The organism is Streptomyces sp. NPDC028368 (genome assembly GCF_055565615.1).
In genome coordinates this window covers 1-20,516 of record NZ_JBVHTY010000014.1, presented here as the reverse complement: position 1 = coordinate 20,516, position 20,516 = coordinate 1, and the positions used below count along the sequence as shown (strand labels likewise).

The window sequence follows — 20,516 nt, the reverse complement described above, 5'->3', positions numbered from 1 at the left end:
CGCACACGGTCTTCGAGGGGGACGACGTCCGGGCCGATGTCCGGTCCGACGTAGGACGTCCCACGTCCTGCCTCTCACCGTACGGCGACGACCGCCGACCCGTGTCCGAACAACCCCTGATTGACCGTCATACCCACTCGGGCGCACGCCACTTGACGCTCACCGGCCTGGCCTCGCAGCTGCCACGTCAGCTCGCAGACCTGCGCGATCGCCTGGGCCGGCACCGCCTCACCGAAGGAGGCCAGCCCGCCGCTGGGATTCACCGGCAGCCGCCCGCCGAGCGCCGTCACGCCGTCCCGCAGCAGCTTGGCCGCCTCGCCGGCCCCGCACAGCCCCAGATCCTCGTACCACTCCAGCTCCAGCGCGGTGGACAGGTCGTAGACCTCGGCCAGCGAGAGGTCCTGCGGGCCCAGGCCCGCTTCCTCGTAGGCGTGGCGCGCGACGGACGCCCGGAAGCCGGTCGCCGGCTCCGGCACGGCGGCCGCGGAGTCGGTGGCGATATCGGGCAGATCCAGCACCGTCCGCGGATACTGCGGGGTGGCCGTGGAGACCGCCCGGATCCGGACCGGGTCCGCGACGCCGTGCCGCCGGGCGAAGTCCATGCTGGTCAGGACCAGCGCCGCGGCGCCGTCGGAGGTGGCGCAGATGTCCAGCAGCCGCAGCGGATCGCAGACCACCGCCGAAGCGGCGACCTCCCGCGCGCTGACGCGCTTGCGGTAGCGGGCATACGGATTGAGCGCGCCCGCCGCCGAGTTCTTCACCTTGACCTGGGCGAAGTCCTCCACCGTATCGCCGTACAGCGCCATCCTGCGGCGCGCGTACAGCCCGAAATATGCCGGGTTGGTGGCGCCCAGCACCCGGAACCGCAGCCAGTCCGGATCATCCGGGCGCGCGCCGCCGGCCGGGGCGAAGAACCCCTTGGGTGCGGCGTCCGCGCCCACGACCAGCGCCACGTCCGCCATGCCCGCCAGGATCTGGGCCCGCGCGGTGTTGATGGCCTGCGCACCGGACGCACAGGCCGCGTAGACGCTGGTCACCCGCGCGCCCTGCCAGCCCAGCGCCTGGGCGAAGGTCGCCCCCGCCACATAGCCGGGGTAGCCGCCGCGTACGGTGTCCGCCCCGACCACGCTCTGCACCGCGCGCCATTCGAGCCCCGCGTCCGCGAGAGCCTCCCGCGCCGCCTTCGTCCCGTACTCGACGAAACCGCGCCCCCACTTGCCCCAGGGGTGCATGCCGGCGCCGAGCACCGCCACGTCGGACGTCATACGCCCTCCCCGTGGCCGACGGCGACCGGCTTCCAGTGCCAGGTCGTCCAGATGTGCTCCGCGTCCTCGTCGAGGACGCCCGGAACCAGCTCCACCTCCGCGCCGACCTCGAGGTCCGCGACGCCCACGCCGGGCGCCGCCTGCCCGAGCACCACCATCCGCTCCGCCGCCAGCTCCACGGCGACCAGCGTGTACGGCCGCCACTCGGCGTCCGGGGCGGAGACGTACGGGGCGGGCGGGCGATAGCGCGCGTCGGTGTAGGACCAGACCGTGCCGCGGCGGGACAGCGGCACCTCCTCCAGCTCGCCGCCCGCGCAGCCGGGGTTACGGCAGAAGGAGTCCTCGCGGGGGAAGAACACCGCGCCACAGGCCCGGCACCGCGTGCCCAACAGCCGGAACTCCGCGGCGTCCGGATCGAACCAGCCCGGCACCACGGGCTTGTGTGTGCGTGGCACGGCGCCTCCAGAAACCAGAACTGACGGAACGTCAGGAGTGTGGCACGCTGCCGCTCGGCGCGGAACCCCGGTACAGTCACCGGCGCGATCAAGCCGTTCACGAGGGGGAGCACCCGTGACCGAAGCCGCCCGCGCCAAAGCCGAAGTCGTCGCCGAAGCCGAAGCCGACGCTGAAGCCGACGCCAAAGCCGATGCCGTGCCCGCCGCACCCCACGCCGTACACCTGACCGCCGTCACCAAGGAATTCGGCCCGGTCCGCGCCGTCGACCACGCCGAACTCGTCATCCACCAGGGCGAGTTCTTCTCCCTCCTCGGCCCCTCCGGCTCCGGGAAGACCACCCTCCTGCGCCTCATCGCCGGCTTCGAACGTCCCACCACCGGCCGCATCGAACTCGCCGGCCGGGACGTCACCGCCCTCCCGCCCAGCCGCCGCGACGTCCACACCGTCTTCCAGGACTACGCCCTCTTCCCGCACATGACCGTCGAGCAGAACGTCGCCTACGCGCTGACCGTGCGCGGCGTACGCAAACCCGAACGGCTCGCCCGCGCCCGCGAAGCCCTGGCGACCGTCCGGCTCGACGGCTACGGACCGCGCCGCCCCGACCGGCTCTCCGGCGGCCAGCGCCAGCGCGTCGCCCTGGCCCGCGCCCTGATAGACAACCCCGGACTGCTGCTCCTCGACGAGCCCCTCGGCGCCCTCGACCTCAAACTGCGCCACGAGATGCAGACCGAACTCAAACGCATCCAGAGGGCCACCGGCGTCACCTTCCTCCTCGTCACCCACGACCAGGAGGAGGCGCTGACGCTCAGCGACCGCCTCGCCGTCCTCGACGGCGGCCGCATCGAGCAGACCGGCCCGCCCCTGGAGGTCTACGACCGGCCGGCCACCGCCTTCGTCGCGGGGTTCGTCGGTACCACCAACCTGCTGCGTGACGAGGCGGCGGTCCGTGTCGTCGGCAACCCGGGCACGTACAGCATCCGCCCCGAACGGATCCGGATCGCGGCGCCCGACAGCGTCCCGGAACCGGGGGAGCGGTGCCTGCCCGGCCGGATCACGGATATCGCCCACGCCGGCGCCCACACCCGCTTCACGGTCCGCCTCGATGCCGGTGACGACCGGCTCACCGTGCTCCGGCAGAACACCGCGGGGCTGCCGGACGCGGCCCGTCCGGGTGCCGCCGTACACCTCCTGTGGGACATCGGCGACGCCTTCCCTGTGCCGGGCTGATGGGACGTCGGACGTCGGACGTGGGGCATCGGTCGTCGGACGTCGGACGTGGGGCATCGGCCGTCGGCCGTCGGACGTGGGATGTGGGATGTCCGACGCGCTCTGGTGGCGGACGGACCGTTTCCGGATACTGACGGGGCTCGACAGCCGTGTGCGACAGGGGAGTTCACCATGCGCAACGCGAAACCGTGGAAGGCCGCCGCGGCGGCCGGTGTCCTGCTGCTGGCCGTCGCCTGCGGTGCCGGCAGCGGGGGGAGCGGCGGCGACGGGCCCGCCGAACAGAAAACCGTCGGCAAGGGCGAGGGTCAGGTCGACATCATCGCCTGGGCCGGCTACGCCGAGGACGGCTCCAACGACCCCAAGACCGACTGGGTGCACCCCTTCGAGAAACAGACCGGCTGCAAGGTGAACACCAAGATCGCCGGGACGTCCGACGAGATGGTCGCGCTGATGAAGACCGGCCAGTACGACACCGTCTCCGCCTCCGGCGACGCCACCCTGCGGCTGATCGCCGCCAAGGATGTCGCGCCCGTCAACACCAAGCTGGTCCCGAACTACCGCGACATCTTCTCCGGCCTCAAGATGCGCCCGTTCAACTCCAAGGACGGGCAGATGTACGGCATTCCGCACGGCCGCGGCGCCAATCTGCTGATGTACCGGACCGACAAGGTCTCCCCGGCCCCCGACTCCTGGAAGGCCGTCTTCGACGGCGCGTCGAAGTACTCGGGCAAGGTGACCGCGTACGACTCGCCCATCTACATCGCCGATGCCGCGCTCTACCTGATGAAGACCGAGCCCGCGCTCGGCATCAAGGACCCCTACGCGCTGGACAGCAAACAACTCGCCTCAGCCGTCGCCCTGCTGAAGAAGCAGCGACAGCACATCGGCGAGTACTGGAGCGACTACCAGAAGGAAGTCACCGCCTTCAAGGGCGGCGACAGCGTTCTGGGCACCAGCTGGCAGGTCATCGCCAACACCGCCAAGGCGGAGAAGGCCCCGGTCAAGGCCATCCTCCCCAAGGAAGGCGCGACGGGCTGGTCCGACACCTGGATGGTCGCCGCCAAGGCCGCACACCCCAACTGCGCCTACAAATGGCTCAACTGGATCGTCTCACCGAAGGTCAACGCCCAGGTCGCCGAGTACTTCGGCGAGGCGCCGGCGAACGCCAGGGCCTGCAAGGAAACCGCCGATCCCCGGCACTGCGCGGTCTACCACGCCGACGACGAGGCCTACTACCGCCGCGTCCACTTCTGGACCACGCCGGTCCCGCAGTGCCTCGACGGCCGGACGAACGTCAAGTGCACCGACTACGCGGCATGGACCCGCGCCTGGACGGAGATCAAGGGATAGGGGCGGGGCACAGGACGTAGGACGTAGGACGTCGGATGTCCCGCAAAGTCCGCGAGCCGGGCAGGCGAACCCGGCTCGCCGCCCTCCTGGCCCCACCCCTCCTCTGGCTGACCCTCGCCTACCTGGGCTCCCTCGCCGTCCTCCTCCTCTCCGCCTTCTGGACCACCGACCCCTTCACCTCCGATGTCGTCCGCACCTGGACCACCGACAACTTCCGCGACCTCCTCACCACCCCCGTCTACCGCACCGTCGCCCTGCGCACCCTGGGCATCGCCGTCACCGTCACCCTCCTCGACGCCGTCCTCGCGCTGCCCCTCGCCTTCTTCATGGCGCGGGTGGCCACCGGCCGGCTCCGCCGCGCCCTGCTGGTGGCCGTGCTCACGCCGCTGTGGGCCGGCTATCTGGTCAAGGCGTACGCCTGGCGGGTCATGCTCGGCGAGCGCGGCATCGTCAACGCGGCGCTCGCCCCGCTCGGCCTGCGCGGCCCCGGATACGGCGCCACCGCCGTGGTGATCGTGCTCGCCTACCTCTGGCTGCCGTACATGATCCTGCCGGTCTACGCCGCCCTGGAACGGCTGCCCGCTCACCAGTTGGAGGCCTCCGCCGACCTCGGCGCGGGCGTCTGGCGCACCCTGCGTTCCGTCGTCGCACCCGCCGTCCGCCCGGCGATCCTGGCGGGCTCCGTCTTCACCTTCTCGCTCAGTCTCGGCGACTACCTCACCGTGCAGATCGTCGGCGGCCGCACCCAGCTCCTGGGCAACGTCATCGCCTCCCAGGTCACCCTCGACCTGCCGCTCGCCGCGGCGCTGTCCGCCGTGCCCGTGGCCCTCGTCGTCTGCTACCTCGCCGCCGTCCGCCGCGCCGGCGCCCTCGACTCGCTCTAGCCCGGCTCTCAGGAGGTGCCTTCGGTGCATCTGTCGCGCACCGCCCGTATCGTGCTCGGCTGCGTCACGGCCGCCGGACTCGCGCTGATCTACCTCCCCCTCCTCCTGGTCGTCCTCAACTCCGTCAACGCCGACCGCTCGTTCGCCTGGCCGCCCACCGCGCTCACCGGCGAGTGGTGGCGCCGTGCCCTGCACAGCGCGGGCGCCCGCGACGCCCTGTGGACCTCGCTGCAGGCCGGCCTCGGCGCCACCGCCATCGCCCTGATCCTCGGCTCGCTCGCCGCCTTCGCCGTCCACCGGCACCGGTTCTTCGGCCGCCGGATCGTCTCGTTCCTGATCGTGCTGCCGATCGCCCTGCCCGGCATCGTCACCGGCATCGCCCTCAACGCCGCGTTCCGCACCGTCCTGGAACCCCTCGGCATAGGCTTCGGCCTGTTCACCGTCGTCGTCGGCCATGCGACCTTCTGCGTCGTCATCGTCTTCAACAACGTCGCCGCCCGGCTCCGCCGGATCGCCCCCTCACTCGCCGAAGCCTCCGCCGACCTGGGCGCCCGCCCCTGGCAGACCCTGCGCCACGTCACCTTCCCGGCGCTTCGCCCGGCCCTGTTCGCCGGCGCCCTGCTGGCCTTCGCCCTCTCCTTCGACGAGGTCGTGGTGACCACCTTCACCGCGGGCGCGGGGACCAGGACACTGCCGATCTGGATCTACGAGAACCTCGCCCGCCCCAACCAGGCACCGGTCGTCGACGTCGTCGCCACACTGCTGATCGCCCTGTCGGTGATCCCCGTATACGCGGCCCAGCGGCTCTCGTCGGACCCTGCGGGCGGCCGGCTCTAGGCAGTGTCTTGCCGCGCGTGTGGTGAGCCGGCCGATCATGTGCTGAGCCCCGGAATACCGTCCCGACCCGTCACGTTGTGGCCCCGCAGGGGGCGCATGCATCCCCTACGGCATGCGTTCGACGTTCCCCTACGGGTGTCGGCCCACGGCTGGCTCCAGTGTCCATCTACCGATACCAGGTCCAACCGGCCTCAGGACCCACCGGCCTCAGGACCTACTCGCCCCGCCCCTCAACTCCCGTGCTCCGCAAGCCACTTCGCGGCGATCTCGGACAGCTCCGCATCCCGCCCCGCCAGCATCATCCGGATCATCTGCGCATCTCCGCGCAGCGACCACGCCGGGTGGCCGAAGGTCGCGGGGTTGTTGCCCTCGATGAGGAAGTGCGCGGGCCAGGCAGTGCCGTAGCCGATGACCGGCAGGGCGAGCAGCAGCCTGGGCCGCCGGCGCAGCAGTCCGTACGCGGACACCGCCAGACCGGTCAGCGTGCCGGTCAGGTGCACCCAGCGGGTGGCCGCCTTGGAGTGCATCGCGACGTAGTAGGGCCAGAACTCCTCGTACGAGCCGAACTCTCGTCCGCTGCCTTCATCAGTCATGCCCGAACGGTAGTGCCGCCCCTGGACGCTGTCAGCACCCGGTGCTATGTTGTTCTCGATTCGAGAAAGACTCAAAGTGAGAATGACGAGTGGGGGCGACCATGGGGACGCATCGGGGGAGCGGTGCCGCAGACCGCGGCGACGACGGCGAGTTCCTCGCGGCATACGACCCGCGTGACTTCCCGGCCATCGCCGTGACCGTCGACATCGTCGTACTGACGCTGCGTCAGGGTGCGTTGCACATCCTGCTCGTGGAGCGCGGTGGCCGTCCCTTCAAGGGCGCCTGGGCGCTGCCCGGCGGCTTCGTCCGGGCCGGCCGGGAATCGCTGGACGAGGCCGCGGCCCGCGAACTGGCCGAGGAAACCGGGCTGGACGCCACACACCTGGAGCGCGTCCACCTCGAACAGCTCGGCTCGTACGGCGACCCCGGGCGCGATCCGCGGATGCCCGTCGTCACCGTCGCCTACCTGGCCTTCGCCCCCGACCTCCCCGAGGCGCGAGGCGGCAGTGACGCCTCGGCCGCGGCCTGGCTCCCGGTCACCGAACTGCGGCTGGACGCACAGGAGTTCGCTACGAGCGATAGTCCCGTAGGCGCCGAACCGGACGCGAGCCGCCCGCGTCCCCCAGAGCAGGGCCCGGGGCACGGGATCGACGGGGGTGGTGCCGTGCCCCGGCCCGACGACTCCCCGGAGGCACCCGGGAGTACGGCCCTCCCGCTCGCCTTCGACCATGCGCGGATCGTCACCGACGGCCTCGACCGCGCCCGCGCCAAGCTCGAATACACCCCGCTGGCCACGGCCTTCCTCGCCGAGGAGTTCACCATCGTCGAACTCCGCGGCGTCTACGAAGCCATCTGGGGCAGCCCGCTGCACGCCGGGAACTTCCACCGCAAGGTGCTCTCCGTCCCCGGGTTCGTCGAATCCACCGGCGCGACCGCCGCCCGCGGAGGCGCCCGCGGCGGCCCGCGCGCCCGCCTCTACCGCGCCGGCGACGCCCGGCTCCTGCACCCGGCGCTGCTGCGGCCGGACCGCGAGGAGAGCGTCCGATGACGGAGGCCGACGCGCCGGGCAGCCGGGCCGCCGCCCGCGCCGCGCTTGCCGCCGCCCGTGCGCCCGGTGACCTCTTCCCCGCCGACGACGCCGCGGCCGTACGGGTCCACCGCAGGCTCGCCCGCCTGCTGCACCCCGACACCGCCCCGCCGGCGGAACGCCAGGATGCGGCCGCCGCGTTCGCCCGCCTGGAAACCCTCTGGCAGCGCCGTACCGCGGTCGCCCGCCCGACGCTCGTCACCCGCCGTCGCACGTACAGCCTCGGACCGGCCGTGGCCGCCGGCGACCTCGCCGTGCTCCGCGAGGCGGCCTACGAACAGGACGGCACCCGGCACCGCGCTCTGCTCAAGATCCCGCGCGCGGTCACCGACAACGACCTGATGGAGCGCGAGGCGCAGGCCCTGAACCGGCTGGCGCGGCGCGGCGACCCACGCCACCGCGCCTACGCACCCCGTCTCCTGGAAACGTTCCGGCACCGAGACCCGGAATCCGGCGCCGAACGCCGCGTCAACGCCCTGGCCCCGCTGGACGGCTGGCACACCCTGACCGACGTCCGGGCCGCCCACCCCGACGGCCTCGACCCGCGCGACGCCGCCTGGATGTGGCGCCGGCTCCTGGTCGCCCTCGGCTGGGCGCACCGCACCGGCCTGGTGCACGGCGCCGTCCTGCCCGACCACCTCCTCATCCACCCCGAACAGCACGGACTCGTCCTCGTCGACTGGTGCTACAGCACCGCCATCGGTTCCTGCGTGCCCGCGCTCGTCGAACGCCACCGCGCCGCCTACCCGCCCGAGGTCCCCGGCCGCCGCCCGGCGACCGAGGCCACCGACATCCACCTCGCGTCCCGCACCATGGACGCCCTCATGGGCGAGCGCACCCCGAAGCCGATGCGGGCCTTCCTGCGCGGCTGCACCCTCCCCGCCGAGGCCCGCCGCCCGCACGACGCCTGGCGGCTGCTGGCCGAGCTGGACGACCTCCTCGACCGCCTCTACGGGCCGCGCACCTTCCGCCCGTTCACCCTGCCGGCGACGTCCCGGACGCCGTAGCGGACCCGGCACCCACACGACACCTCACACCCACACCACACCTCATTCACCTCACCCCTCATTCACCTCGCGCCTCACTCGCCTCACACCCACGCTCAAGATCACTCAGGGGGAATCACCATGGGCAGCGGAACCTGGTCCACCAACGTCTACGGCGCCGCGGCAAGCTACCGCGCCGCCTCCGGCGCCAGCGCCTTCGACTACAGCGACCGCCTCACCAGCTCGGCCCCGCGCCACACCTGGGCGGCGCACCCCTCGCTCGACCCCAAGGGCCTCACCACCCGCGAGAGCCGCGACTCCGACGAACACCCCGCCTCGCTGGCCGTCTCCGTCCTCTTCGACGTGACCGGATCCATGCGGTCCGTACCGCGCGTCCTGCAGACCAAGCTTCCCGAGCTGTTCGGCCTGCTGCTACGCAAGGGATACGTCGAACACCCGCAGATCCTCTTCGGTGCCGTAGGCGACGCCACCTGCGACCAAGTGCCGCTCCAGATAGGTCAGTTCGAGTCCGACAACCGCATGGACGACGACCTCGGCAACATCCTCCTGGAGGGCGGCGGAGGCGGCCAGCTCACCGAGTCGTACGAGCTCGCCCTCTACGCCATGGCCCGCCACACCAGCATCGACTGCCACGAGAAGCGCGGCCGCCGCGGCTATCTCTTCCTCATCGGCGACGAGATGCCGTACGGCAAGGTCAAGGCCCGCGAGGTCCGTACCGTCTTCGGCGACCCGCTCACCGAGGACATCCCGATCACCACCATCCTGGACGAGGTACGGCGGAAGTTCGACGTCTACTTCATCGTCCCGGCCGGCGCCGCCCACGTCGGCAACTCCGCGGTCCTGGGCACCTGGCGCAAGCTGCTCGGCCAGAACGTCATCGAACTCGACGACCTCGGTGCCGTCTGCGAGACCATCGCGCTGACCATCGGCCTCGGCGAGGAGGCCATCGACCTCGCCTCCGGCCTCGACGACCTCGCCGACATCGGCTCCGACGCGGGCGAGAGTGTCGGCAAGGCGCTGGCCACCTTGAGCCGGGGACGCGGCACCGTAGCCCACTCCTCGGCGCCGCTGATCGACGGTGACCCGGGAACGACCGGTACCACCCGCCTCTCCTAGGGAATGTCCGTGCACACCATCGTGGTCGACCTCGGCTACGGCGACGCCGGCAAGGGCACCGTCGTCGACCGGCTCTGCGCTCACCGGCCGGGCGCGGCACCGGTCACGGCGGTGATCCGCTTCAACGGCGGCGCCCAGGCCGCCCACAACGTCGTCACCACCGACGGCCGCCACCACACCTTCGCCCAGTTCGGCTCCGGCACCTTCAGCGGCGTCCCCACCCATCTCTCGCGCCTGATGCTGGTCGACCCCTTGGCGCTCGCCACCGAGGCCCGCCATCTGGCCGGCCTCGGCGTCCCCGACCCGCTCGCGCTGCTCACCATCGACCGGCGCGCCCCGCTCACCACTCCGTACCACGCGGCCGCCAACCAGGCCCGCGAGCGCGCCCGCGGCACCGCCCGGCACGGCTCCTGCGGCATGGGCATCGGCGAAACCGCCGCCTACGCCCTGGCCCACCCCACCGACGCCCCGACGGCGGGCGACTGCACCTCACGTACGACGCTGCGCCGCAAACTCCGCCTGCTCCGCGACCGCCTCACCTGCGACCTCGGCCCACTCGACGCACCACCCGTCGACGCCTGCCTGGACGCGTTCGCCGCCTTCGCCGACCACCTCACCCTTGTCGACGAGACCCATCTGCCCCGGCTGCTGCGCCGCGGCCCGGCCGTCTTCGAGGGCGCACAGGGCGTTCTGCTCGACGAATGGCACGGCTTCCACCCGTACACCACCTGGTCGACGACCACCTTCGACGGCGCGGAAACCCTCCTCGCCGAGGCGGGCCGGCCCCGGGGACCGGCGTTCCGCCTGGGCGTCGTACGGACCTACACCACCCGGCACGGCCCCGGCCCCCTGGTCACCGAGGACCCGGCGCTCGCCGATGCCCTCCCCGAGCCGCACAACGGCCACGGCCACTGGCAAGGGGCCTTCCGCGCCGGACACTTCGACGCACCCGCGCACGCCTACGCCGTTGCGGCCTGCGGGGGAGTGGACGGCCTGGCCGTCACCCACCTCGACGCCCCCGCCCGCCACCCCGGCCTGCGCATCGCCCGCGGCTACCGCACCGCCGACGGCGGCCTGATGGACCGCATCCCGGCCGCCGTGCCCGGTGACCTCGACCGCCAACAGCGCCTCACGGAAGGGCTGCTGACCGCCCGCCCGACCCGCTGGCAGTCACCGGGCAGCGACCCGCACGCCTGGACCGACGCCCTCGCCGAAGCGCTGTCCGCCCCGGTCGTCCTGGAGTCGTACGGGCCCACGGCAGCCGACAAGGTCACGCGGCGGGCCATCGAGCGGACCGCCGGGCGCACCACCGAGCGGGTCACCGAACCGGCTACCGAACCGGCTACCGAACGGGCTACCGAACCGGGAAGTCGAAATAGGTGTCCGGAAAGGTCTCCGGCTTGAAGGTGTAATGCCACCACTCTTCCGGGAGGTTCACGAACCCGGCCCGCTCCAGACCGTCCTTGAGCAGCAGCCGGTTCTTCAACTGCCGCCCGTGAATGCGGGGATCGAGGGTGTGCGCGAGGGTGTCGAAGCAGTCGAAGCCGGTCCCCATGTCGAGGGAGTTGTCCGGAAAGCGCTCGGCCCTCGGCCCGTAACAGGGCGTCAGTGGCTCACCCGGCACATACGGGCGGGTGGGCACGGCCGGCAGCCGCACCAGCGTCACATCGAGGGTGCTGCCCCTGCTGTGGCCGGATTTGGCGGCGATATAGCCGTCGTCGAACAGCTTCGACTTGTCCACCCGCGGATAGAACTCGGGCTTCATCCGCCGGTCGTCGAGGTCCTTGGCCCACCGGACGAACTGGTCCACGGCGCGCTGCGGCCGATAGCAGTCGTACACCTTCAGGGAGAGGCCCCGCTTCAGGAAGGAGCGCTGGGCGCGGTGCAGGGCCCGGGCGGCGTCCCGCGTCAGAAGGCACTTCGGCCTGCGATACCCGTCCACCGGTACGCCCATGAAGTTGTGCGGCGTGAAATAGCGCATCTCCTGGATGATCGTGGGATCCACATCCCGCAGCGCGACGAATTCCTTGGGCACGGGGGACGGACGCGCCCCTGCCACCGCCGTGCTCGACGGCACGGCGGCGACAGCCATCAGGGCGGCGACGGCGACGGCGAGGCCGCGCAGCGCGGCAGCAAGTCTCGGCATGCCCCTCATCTACCAGCCCCGGCGGGCCGAACGGAAGACCGCGGCGTCCGCCCTAACCATCCAGCCCCCGCACCCGCACCGGATACCCCACCGCTCCTCCTTCCTGCCGCTCCACGACCACCTCGCCCCCCTCCAGGTGCGAGGTGAACCGCTCCACCTCCGGCCGCCGCCAGCCGTCCCCGGCATCCGGCACCACCACACCACCGCCCCGGCGCCCGGCCGCCGGAGCCCACACCTCCAGCTCCGTCCCGCCGTCCACGCCCGCCACCGGGAGCACCGCACCCGCCCGCGCCAGCACCGGAATCCGCGACAGCGGCGCGTCCACCACCACCTGGCCGGGGCCGTCGTACGCGCGCCCGGTGGCGGTGTCGTACCAGCGCCCGCGCGGCAGCCGCACCGACCGCCGCGTCCCGCCCGCCTCCAGCACCGGGGCCACCAGCAGCGCATCCCCCAGCAGGAACGCGTCCTCGCAGTTCCGCAACTGCCGGTCCCGCGGCGTGTTCCACCACACCGGCCGGACATACGGCGCGCCGGTCAGCCGCGCCATCTGCCCCAGCGTGTGGAAATACGGCAGCAGCCGCACCCGTTCCCGCAGCGCCGTACGGGCATGCTCCAGAACCTCGCTCCCGTACTCCCACGGCTCCCGCCGGCCCGCCCGGATCGCCGAGTGGGTACGGAACAGCGGCAGATACGCGCCCAGCTGGAACCACCGCAGGTACAGCTCCCGGGACGGCTCCGCCGAGAAGCCGCCGATATCGGGGCCGCTGTACGGAATCCCGCACAGCCCGAGCCCCAGCACCAGCGACAACGAGGCGCGCAGCCCCGGCCAGCCCGTCGCCACATCGCCCGACCAGGTGCCCCCGTAGCGCTGCAGCCCCGCCCAGCCCGAGCGCGAGAACAGGAACGGCCGCTCCTCGGGCCGCAGTTCACACAGTCCCTCATAGCCGGCCCGCGCCATCGCCAGCGCGTAGACGTTGTGCGCCTCCCGGTGGTCACCGCCCCGCCCCTCCAGGGTGTGCCGGGCCGAGCGGGGCAGCGTCGGCTCCCCGAACGCGGTGAAGGACACCGGCTCGTTCATGTCGTGCCAGACACCCGCGAAGCCCTGGGCGAGCCGCTCCCCGTACAGCGCGCCCCACCACTTGCGCACCCGCGCATCGGTGAAGTCCGGATACACCGACTCGCCCGGCCACACCACCCCGCGCACCTCCCGCCCGCGCGCATCCCGTATGAAGGCACCGGCCGCTGCCCCGTCGTCGTACACCGCGTCGCCCGGCGCCGCTTTCACCGCCGGATCCACGATCGACACCAGCCGCACGCCGTCCGCGCGCAGCTCCGCGGCCAGCCCCGGCAGATCCGGGTACCGCTCCCGGTCGACGGTGAAGACCCGGTGGCCGTCGTAATGGTCGATGTCCAAGTGGACGGCGGACAGCGGTAGTTCGCGCTCCCGATAGCCGGCCGCCACCCGGCGCACCTCGTCCTGGCCGCCGAAGCCCCAGCGGGAGTGCTGGTAGCCGAGCGCCCAACGGGGTGGCAGGGCGGGCGCACCGGTCAGCGCCGTCCACCCCATCAGAACCCGGGCGGGCGCGCCCAGCAGCACCCAATAACGCAGCGGCCCCCCGTCCATCCGCAGCTCACAGGTGCCCGGCCGGTCGTGCCCGGAGCCCGCGCCCTCCTGGCCCTCGCGCAGCGTCACCCGGCCGTCCCAGGAGTTGTCATGGAAGACCAGATGGGTCCCGGCATCCGCCACCACCAGCTGCACCGGCATCGTCAGCGACAGCGGATCGTCCCCGGGCTCGAACGCGCCGCCCGGATCGGTGTTCCACAGCCGGTACGTACCGTCCCGCAGCCGCGGCCCGTGCGCCCGGCCGCCCAGCCCGAAGAACCGTGCGTCGGCCGCGACCTCCGCCCGCTGCACCCACCGCGACGCATCGCCCCCCTCGGGCCGCTCGCCCGCCGCCGGTGTGCCCCCGTCCTCCGTACGATCCCACCAGCGCGGCGGCAGCTCCCGGCGCAGCCGCACACCACCCGGCGTCCGCACCTCGACCGCACCGTGCCGCGACACCGTCACCAGCACCCGCTCCGAGACAACCCGCCAGCCGCCCTCCGTGTCCGGCTCCAGCACCGCCCGCGGGTCGACCTCCGGGCACGCCCCGGCCAGCGCGTACGAGGGCTCCGGCTCGGCACCGTCCCAGCCGCAGAACACCGCCCCGCCCGATGCCACCCGCACCCGCAGCGAGGACCGCGCGAAGTGGATCAGCCCGCCACCGGGCTGCGGCTCCGCGCCGCTCGCCGCCCCCGGCACCCGCGCCCGCTCCGCACCCCGCCCCGCGAACGCCTGCGCATCCGCTCTCCGTCGCCGCCACGCCGCCCGCACGGACCGCAGTCCCTGCGCCGGCCCGACCGCCCTGACCACCCGTACTGATCGCACCAGATCCCGCCCGTCCATGCAGGCCAGCCTGCCATCGCCGCCGCAGTGTGCGGGCATCGTTCAACTGCCGTTCACCTGCGCGGGATCACCCTCGGCCACGTTCACGCCCGCGGATTGCCACCCGATGGCCGGAAACGACCGGGAATCCCGGCGATCACCCGCGCCCGGCGACCGCCCACCCCCGAATGTGAGCAGCCCGCCCTGGTGCACAAGTCGATCACGTGGCATCGTCCAGGCAAGCCGTGTCACGCGCGCCCCACCCACCTGACTGCCGGGGCCGCGCGCGACCGACGCACACGACGCGTATCGCCCGGGAGCTGCATCATGACCACCGCACCGCAGTCCGACGCCCAGCCGGAACCGCAGCCGGAACCCCTCTGGCAGCCCGGCCCGGACCGCATCGCCGGCGCCCAGGTCACCCGCTTCCACACCTGGGCGGCCGCACACCACGGCGCGCCCGCCCCCACTCCCGGCGACCCCGCCACAAGCTATGCCGACCTGCACCGATGGTCGGTCGCTGACCTCCCCGCCTTCTGGCAGGCCACCGCCGAATGGTTCGACGTCCGCTTCACCACCCCCTACGAAACCGTCCTCGCCGACCGAACGATGCCCGGTGCCCGCTGGTTCCCCGGCGCCACCCTCAACTACGCCGAGCACGCCCTGCGCGCCGCCGAGGACCCGGACCGCGCCGACACCCCGGCGCTGCTGTACGTCGACGAGACCCACGAGCCCACCACCGTCACCTGGGCCGAGCTGCGCGCCCAGGTCGGCGCGCTGGCCGCCGCACTCCGCCGCCTGGGCGTCCGCCCCGGCGACCGCGTCAGCGGCTATGTCCCCAACATCCCGCAGGCCGTCGTGGCACTCCTCGCCACCGCCGCGGTCGGCGCCGTATGGACCTCCTGCGCCCCCGACTTCGGCGCCCGCAGCGTGCTGGACCGCTTCCAGCAGATCGAACCGGTCGTCCTGTTCACCGTCGACGGCTACCGCTACGGCGGCAAGGAACACGACCGCCGCGACACCGTCGCCGAACTCCGCGCGGAACTGCCCACCCTCCGCGCCGTCATCCACATCCCCCTGCTCGGCACCCCCGCCCCCGAAGGCGCCCTGAACTGGTCGGACCTGACCACCGGAAGCACCGAACCGCCCGTCTACGAACAGGTCCCCTTCGACCACCCCCTGTGGGTCCTGTACTCCTCCGGCACCACGGGCCTGCCCAAGGCCATCGTCCAGTCCCAGGGCGGCATCCTCCTCGAACACCTCAAGCAGACCGGCCTGCACTGCGACCTCGGCCCCGACGACCGCTTCTTCTGGTACACCTCCACCGGCTGGATGATGTGGAACTTCCTCGTCGGCGGCCTCCTGGTGGGCGCCACGATCGTGCTCTACGACGGCAGCCCCGGCCACCCCGACATCGCCGCCCAGTGGCGGGTCGCCGAAACCACCCGCGCCACCGTCTTCGGCACCTCCGCCGCCTACGTGATGGCCTGCCGCAAAGCCGGCATCCACCCGGCCCGCGACCTCGACCTCTCCGCCATCACCTGCGTCGCCACCACCGGCTCACCGCTCCCGCCCGACGGTTTCCGCTGGCTGCACGACTCCTTCGCGGAGAGCGGCGCCGACCTGTGGACCGCCTCCGTCAGCGGCGGCACGGACGTCTGCAGCTGCTTCGCCGGCGCCGTCCCCACCCTCCCCGTCCACATCGGCGAACTCCAGGCCCCCTGCCTGGGCACCGACCTCCAGGCCTGGGACCCCCAGGGCAAGCCCGTCATCGACGAGGTCGGCGAACTCGTCGTCACCAACCCGATGCCGTCCATGCCCATCCGCTTCTGGAACGACCCCGACGGCAGCCGCTACCACGACAGCTACTTCGACATGTACCCCGGAGTCTGGCGGCACGGCGACTGGATCACCCTCACCTCCCGCGGCAGCGTCGTCATCCACGGCCGCTCCGACTCCACCCTCAACCGAGGGGGCGTCCGGATGGGCTCCGCCGACATCTACGAGGCGGTCGAACGCCTCCCCGAGATCCGCGAATCCCTCGTCATCGGCCTCGAACTTCCCGACGGCGGCTACTGGATGCCCCTCTTCGTCCACCTCGCCCCGGGCGCCATCCTCGACGACGCCCTGCGCAACCGCATCAAGCAGACCATCCGCACAGAACTCTCTCCCCGCCACGTCCCCGACGACATCATCGAGGCCCCCGGCGTCCCGCACACCCTCACCGGCAAGCGCATCGAGGTCCCCGTCAAACGCCTCCTGCAGGGCACGCCCCTCGACAAGGCCGTCAACCCCGGCTCCGTCGACAACCTCGAGCTTCTCCGCTTCTACGAGCGGGTGGCCCGCGACCGCGAAAAGTAGGCCCGCCCGGCGCCGGGAGCAGCCACCAGCCGCCGTCAGCCGCGATTGTCAGACCCCCCGATTACTCTCAGTGACAAGTGACGTTCGACCAACGCACCTCACCGAGGGGGAGACATGACCACCACCCGGCACACCGACCAGGCCGCCGCCCGACGCAAGCTGCGCCGCGAAGTCCCCAGCACCGCCGCCGTTCTGGCCGACGAACGGGACTTCGCGGCCATGCGCCGCTACCGCACCTTCCCGTTCGACGACCACCGCAGCTACCTCCAGCAGATGGAAACCCTGCTGCGCACCCTCGCCGCCCAAGGTGTGCTCACCACCCTGAGCCTCTTCGACCCGGTCGCCTACGAGGAATACTGCACCGACCTCGCCCTGGACCCGGACCGCCCCGACAGCCGTACGCGCTACACCGCCGAAGTCGCCTGCACCGGAGCGACCTTGCCCTACGCAGGCGAGCCACTGACCCAGCTCCTGCCCCTGCTCACGCAGGAAGCCGACCGCCGGGCGACCTGGGACCAGGCGTCCGGCCTTCTGGCCCGCGCCGGCAGCTGCGAGGACTGCGGCGCCGACCTCGGCCATGTCGCCTTCGCCCGCGCCACCGGCGCCGTCCAACAGCTCCTCGAAGCCCTCGGCGCCGGCACCCACCACCTCGTCTGCAGCATCCCCGCCGGCGAGCCACCCTTCCTGGCAGCGCTGCACACCACCACCGGCGACAGCGGCCGCCCCCAGCTCTCCGAGTCCGAGACCCTCATCTTCTGCACGGTCCTCGCCGCCGGCCTCGCCCTGCGCACGCCGGGCGGCATCGTCGCCCGCACGACCGCCGACACCGCCGACACCGCCGAGGGGTCCACCGTCCGCGGCTGGTCGCTGCGCGACGCCTGGCCCTACCCGCTCACCGAGGCCGAGGTCTTCAGCGCCTACTGCACCGACGCCGACACCGGCGAGCCCATCGCACCCGAGCACGGCGTCGACTACGCCCCCGGCTTCACCCTCACACCCCCACCGGACACACACCGCCACCACTGAGGCCGGGACCACCACGGCCCCGCCCCTACGGCAGATGGCCGCCCCGCCACGGAGGCGGGACGGCCATCAAAGGCTCCAACGGCGCATGTGCCGGGCGGTGTTACTCCCCGGAGAGCACCGCCTGCGCCGCGGCCCGCGCGTCATCGGCGGTGTCCGTGGCTCGCGCCGCGGCCGCCGCACGCTCACACTGCGCCAGCGTGTGCTTCGCCAGCGTCGCCCGCACATACGGAATCGACGCCGCACCCATCGACAGGCTGGTGACACCGAGCCCGGTCAGCACACACGCCAACAACGGATCGGAGGCAGCCTCACCGCACACACCACAGCTCTTGCCCTCGGCCTTCGCGGCCTCGGTCGAAGCCGCCACGAGGTCCAGCAGCGCCGGCTGCCAGGGATCCTGCAGCCGCGACACCGCACCCACCTGACGGTCGGCGGCAAAGGTGTACTGCGCCAGGTCATTGGTCCCCAGCGAAAGGAACTCGACCTCCTGCAGAATCGACCGCGCCCGCAGGGCCGCCGACGGAATCTCCACCATCGCGCCGAACTTCGCCTGCAGCCCGGCCTCCCGGCACGCATCCGCGAACGCCTTGGCGTCGATCCGGTCCGCCACCATCGGGGCCATGACCTCGAGATAGACCGGCAGCCCCTCGGCCGCCTTGGCCAGCGCCGTCAGCTGGGTACGCAGCACATCCGGGTGGTCCAGCAGCGTCCGCAGACCCCGCACACCCAGCGCCGGGTTCGGCTCATCGCCCGGCGTCAGGAAGTCCAGCGGCTTGTCGGCACCGGCATCCAGCACCCGCACCACGACCCGGCCCTCGGGAAAGGCCTCCAGCACCTTGCGGTACGCCTCGACCTGCTTGTCCTCCGAGGGCGCCTTCTTACTGTCGTCCAGGAACAGGAACTCGGTACGGAAGAGACCGACCCCCTCCGCCCCGGCTTCGACCGCGGCGGCCACGTCACCGGGCCCACCGACATTCGCCAGCAGCGGCACCTTGTGCCCATCGGAGGTCGCCCCGGGCCCGGAGGACGCCGCGAGCGCGGCCTTCCGCTCCGCCGCCGCCTGCTCCAGAGCCGCCCGCTTGTCGGCATCCGGCTCGACGAACACCTCACCGGTGCTGCCGTCCACCGCGATCACGGTGCCCTCGACGATCTCCCCGGCACCCGGCAGCGCCACCACGGCAGGCACTCCCAGCGCCCGCGCGAGAATCGCACTGTGGCTGGTCGGCCCGCCCTCCTCGGTCACAAAGCCGAGCACCAGCGCCGGGTCCAGCAGCGCCGTGTCGGCCGGCGCCAGATCCCGCGCGATCAGCACATACGGCTCATCGCTGTCCGGCACCCCCGGCATCGGCACACCGAGCAGCCGCGCGACGATACGGTTGCGCACGTCATCGAGGTCGGCGACCCGCCCGGCCAGGTACTCACCGGCACCCGCCAGCAGCGCCCGGTACGCCGCGAACGCGTCGTACACCCCCCGCTCGGCGGTGCTGCCCACGGCGATCCGCCGCTCCACATCCGCCATCAACTCGGGGTCCTGCGCCATCATGGCCTGCGCCTCGAGCACGGCCTGCGCCTCGCCGCCCGCCAGGTTCCCCCGCGCGATCAGGTCGGCGGCGACAGCTTCCACGGCCTGGCGGGCACGCCCCTGTTCGCGCTCCGCCTCATCCGCCGGAATCTGCTTGGCCGGCGGCTCGAGAACCGCCGTGCCCATGTGCCGTACCTCGCCTATGGCCACGCCGTGGCTCACGCCGACGCCTCGCAGCGTTGTCTCCATTGCACCCGTCTCCCTTGATGCGGCGATCCCTGCCGCCGCGATGGATGTCGTACCTGCCGTCAGGGACGGCGTCCAGCTGCTACTGCCAGGAGAAGAGCGTGTCGCCCGCCTTGACGTCGCCGTCCTCGCGCACATCGCCGAGCGAGTCCGCGGCGGCCTCCAGCGCGACAACCGGGCACACCGCCGACTTGCCGGCCTCCTCGACCGCGGCCGGGTTCCAGCGCACGACCCCCTGGCCGCGGGAAACGGTGTCGCCCTTGTTGACGAGGAGCTCAAAGCCCTCGCCATTGAGCTGAACGGTGTCGATACCGAGGTGCGTGAGCACCCCGTGCCCGGCGGCGTCGACAACGACGAACGCGTGCGGGTGCAGCGAAACAATCACGCCGTCCACAGGCGAAACAGCCTCGGACGGTTCACGAACGGGGTCGATGGCGGTACCCGGACCCACCATCGCTCCGGAGAACACCGGATCGGGCACTGCCGCGAGTCCGATGGCGCGTCCTGCAAGAGGGGACGTCACGGTGGTCATGGGAAGCCTCCCAGGGGTGGAGATTCATCAGGCCGCCGTCACTACCTGTCCTGGACGGCGCACCGTTCAGAAGCGTAAGTCATAAGAACTGACGGTTCCGCATGAGCGACACCGGCCGAACGGGCCTTGGGTCCCGCTGAATCGATTTGCCTCGCCCACAGCAGGCCTGTACTGTCTGAGACCTGCCCCAGACAACCAGGCCGCAATCAACTGCGGCCCGGACGGCCGTGGGCGGCACTCCCTCAGAGTCTTGATCGAGATTCTCGAATTGCGTGATTCTGCATGTCTGCAGAAAAGCAGCGGTTCGAAAGCCCCGAAAAGGCCTGATAGAGTGTGAAACACCGAAGGGAAGCGCCCGGAGAGCCTGGTGAAACAGGCACAAAGGAAGCGTCCGTTCCTTGAGAACTCAACAGCGTGCCAAAAGTCAACGCCAGA

17 protein-coding genes are annotated in these 20,516 nt (G+C 72.0%); 10 read left to right on the top strand and 7 right to left on the bottom strand.

Going from position 1 to position 20,516, the window contains the following annotated elements; genetic code table 11:
* Positions 1 to 74: 74 nt before the first annotated feature.
* Complete coding sequence (locus ACZ4S3_RS28555; RefSeq protein ID WP_467939082.1) at positions 75 to 1,265, bottom strand: lipid-transfer protein; 1,191 nt, start codon at positions 1,263 to 1,265, stop codon at positions 75 to 77.
* Entirely contained in the window at positions 1,262 to 1,720 is a 459-nt protein-coding gene (locus ACZ4S3_RS28550; RefSeq protein WP_467939080.1) for a Zn-ribbon domain-containing OB-fold protein, read from the bottom strand. The genes ACZ4S3_RS28555 and ACZ4S3_RS28550 overlap by 4 nt, the downstream gene beginning before the upstream one ends.
* 196 nt (positions 1,721 to 1,916) lie before the next feature.
* On the opposite strand from ACZ4S3_RS28550, the gene ACZ4S3_RS28545 reads away from it, so the two are divergent.
* The 4 genes from ACZ4S3_RS28545 to ACZ4S3_RS28530 all read left to right on the top strand — a co-directional run bounded on the left by ACZ4S3_RS28545 (position 1,917) and on the right by ACZ4S3_RS28530 (position 6,019).
* Positions 1,917 to 2,948, top strand: a complete 1,032-nt coding sequence (locus ACZ4S3_RS28545) for an ABC transporter ATP-binding protein (protein WP_467939458.1) — start codon at positions 1,917 to 1,919, stop codon at positions 2,946 to 2,948.
* A 171-nt stretch (positions 2,949 to 3,119) separates the two neighbouring features.
* The gene (locus ACZ4S3_RS28540) at positions 3,120 to 4,298 is read left to right on the top strand and encodes an ABC transporter substrate-binding protein (RefSeq protein ID WP_467939078.1); all 1,179 of its coding nucleotides are present in this window, start codon (positions 3,120 to 3,122) and stop codon (positions 4,296 to 4,298) included.
* 35 nt (positions 4,299 to 4,333) lie between these two features.
* On the top strand, positions 4,334 to 5,182 hold the full coding sequence (locus tag ACZ4S3_RS28535) for an ABC transporter permease (RefSeq protein WP_467939076.1): 849 nt from the start codon (positions 4,334 to 4,336) through the stop codon (positions 5,180 to 5,182).
* Positions 5,183 to 5,206: 24 nt separating this feature from the next.
* A complete protein-coding gene (locus ACZ4S3_RS28530) occupies positions 5,207 to 6,019 on the top strand; it encodes an ABC transporter permease (protein ID WP_467939074.1) in 813 nt (270 codons plus the stop codon).
* A gap of 230 nt (positions 6,020 to 6,249) precedes the next feature.
* On the opposite strand, the gene ACZ4S3_RS28525 is transcribed toward ACZ4S3_RS28530, so the two are convergent.
* Positions 6,250 to 6,612, bottom strand: a complete 363-nt coding sequence (locus ACZ4S3_RS28525) for an Mpo1-like protein (RefSeq protein WP_467939072.1) — start codon at positions 6,610 to 6,612, stop codon at positions 6,250 to 6,252.
* A 101-nt stretch (positions 6,613 to 6,713) separates the two neighbouring features.
* Between ACZ4S3_RS28525 and ACZ4S3_RS28520 the strand changes: the two genes are divergently transcribed.
* From ACZ4S3_RS28520 to ACZ4S3_RS28505, 4 genes are all read left to right on the top strand, one after another.
* The gene (locus tag ACZ4S3_RS28520; RefSeq protein WP_467939070.1) at positions 6,714 to 7,661 is read left to right on the top strand and encodes an NUDIX hydrolase; all 948 of its coding nucleotides are present in this window, start codon (positions 6,714 to 6,716) and stop codon (positions 7,659 to 7,661) included.
* Positions 7,658 to 8,707 (top strand): molecular chaperone DnaJ, encoded by a 1,050-nt coding sequence (locus ACZ4S3_RS28515; protein WP_467939068.1) that lies wholly within the window; start codon positions 7,658 to 7,660, stop codon positions 8,705 to 8,707. Before ACZ4S3_RS28520 ends, ACZ4S3_RS28515 begins: the two co-directional genes overlap by 4 nt.
* Before the next feature lie 120 nt (positions 8,708 to 8,827).
* Positions 8,828 to 9,823, top strand: a complete 996-nt coding sequence (locus ACZ4S3_RS28510; protein WP_467939066.1) for a hypothetical protein — start codon at positions 8,828 to 8,830, stop codon at positions 9,821 to 9,823.
* A gap of 9 nt (positions 9,824 to 9,832) precedes the next feature.
* Positions 9,833 to 11,227, top strand: coding sequence for an adenylosuccinate synthetase (locus ACZ4S3_RS28505; protein WP_467939064.1), 1,395 nt, complete (start codon positions 9,833 to 9,835; stop codon positions 11,225 to 11,227).
* On the opposite strand, the gene ACZ4S3_RS28500 is transcribed toward ACZ4S3_RS28505, so the two are convergent.
* Together ACZ4S3_RS28500 and ACZ4S3_RS28495 are read right to left on the bottom strand one after the other, a co-directional pair.
* Positions 11,178 to 11,969: a M15 family metallopeptidase gene (locus tag ACZ4S3_RS28500; RefSeq protein WP_467939062.1), complete on the bottom strand. Its 792-nt coding sequence runs from the start codon at positions 11,967 to 11,969 to the stop codon at positions 11,178 to 11,180. The genes ACZ4S3_RS28505 and ACZ4S3_RS28500 overlap by 50 nt on opposite strands.
* 52 nt (positions 11,970 to 12,021) lie before the next feature.
* The gene (locus ACZ4S3_RS28495) at positions 12,022 to 14,415 is read right to left on the bottom strand and encodes a glycoside hydrolase family 31 protein (RefSeq protein WP_467939060.1); all 2,394 of its coding nucleotides are present in this window, start codon (positions 14,413 to 14,415) and stop codon (positions 12,022 to 12,024) included.
* A gap of 306 nt (positions 14,416 to 14,721) precedes the next feature.
* On the opposite strand from ACZ4S3_RS28495, the gene ACZ4S3_RS28490 reads away from it, so the two are divergent.
* Positions 14,722 to 16,755 carry an acetoacetate--CoA ligase gene (locus ACZ4S3_RS28490; protein ID WP_467939058.1) on the top strand — a complete coding sequence of 678 codons (2,034 nt, stop codon included), beginning with the start codon at positions 14,722 to 14,724 and terminating at the stop codon, positions 16,753 to 16,755.
* Positions 16,756 to 16,869: 114 nt separating this feature from the next.
* Entirely contained in the window at positions 16,870 to 17,781 is a 912-nt protein-coding gene (locus tag ACZ4S3_RS28485; protein ID WP_467939056.1) for a hypothetical protein, read from the top strand.
* Positions 17,782 to 17,881: 100 nt separating this feature from the next.
* On the opposite strand, the gene ptsP is transcribed toward ACZ4S3_RS28485, so the two are convergent.
* Both ptsP and ACZ4S3_RS28475 read right to left on the bottom strand, forming a co-directional pair.
* Positions 17,882 to 19,552: a phosphoenolpyruvate--protein phosphotransferase gene (ptsP, locus tag ACZ4S3_RS28480; RefSeq protein ID WP_467939054.1), complete on the bottom strand. Its 1,671-nt coding sequence runs from the start codon at positions 19,550 to 19,552 to the stop codon at positions 17,882 to 17,884.
* A 79-nt stretch (positions 19,553 to 19,631) separates the two neighbouring features.
* Positions 19,632 to 20,081: a PTS sugar transporter subunit IIA gene (locus tag ACZ4S3_RS28475; RefSeq protein ID WP_467939052.1), complete on the bottom strand. Its 450-nt coding sequence runs from the start codon at positions 20,079 to 20,081 to the stop codon at positions 19,632 to 19,634.
* Between the last annotated feature and the right edge of the window lie 435 nt (positions 20,082 to 20,516).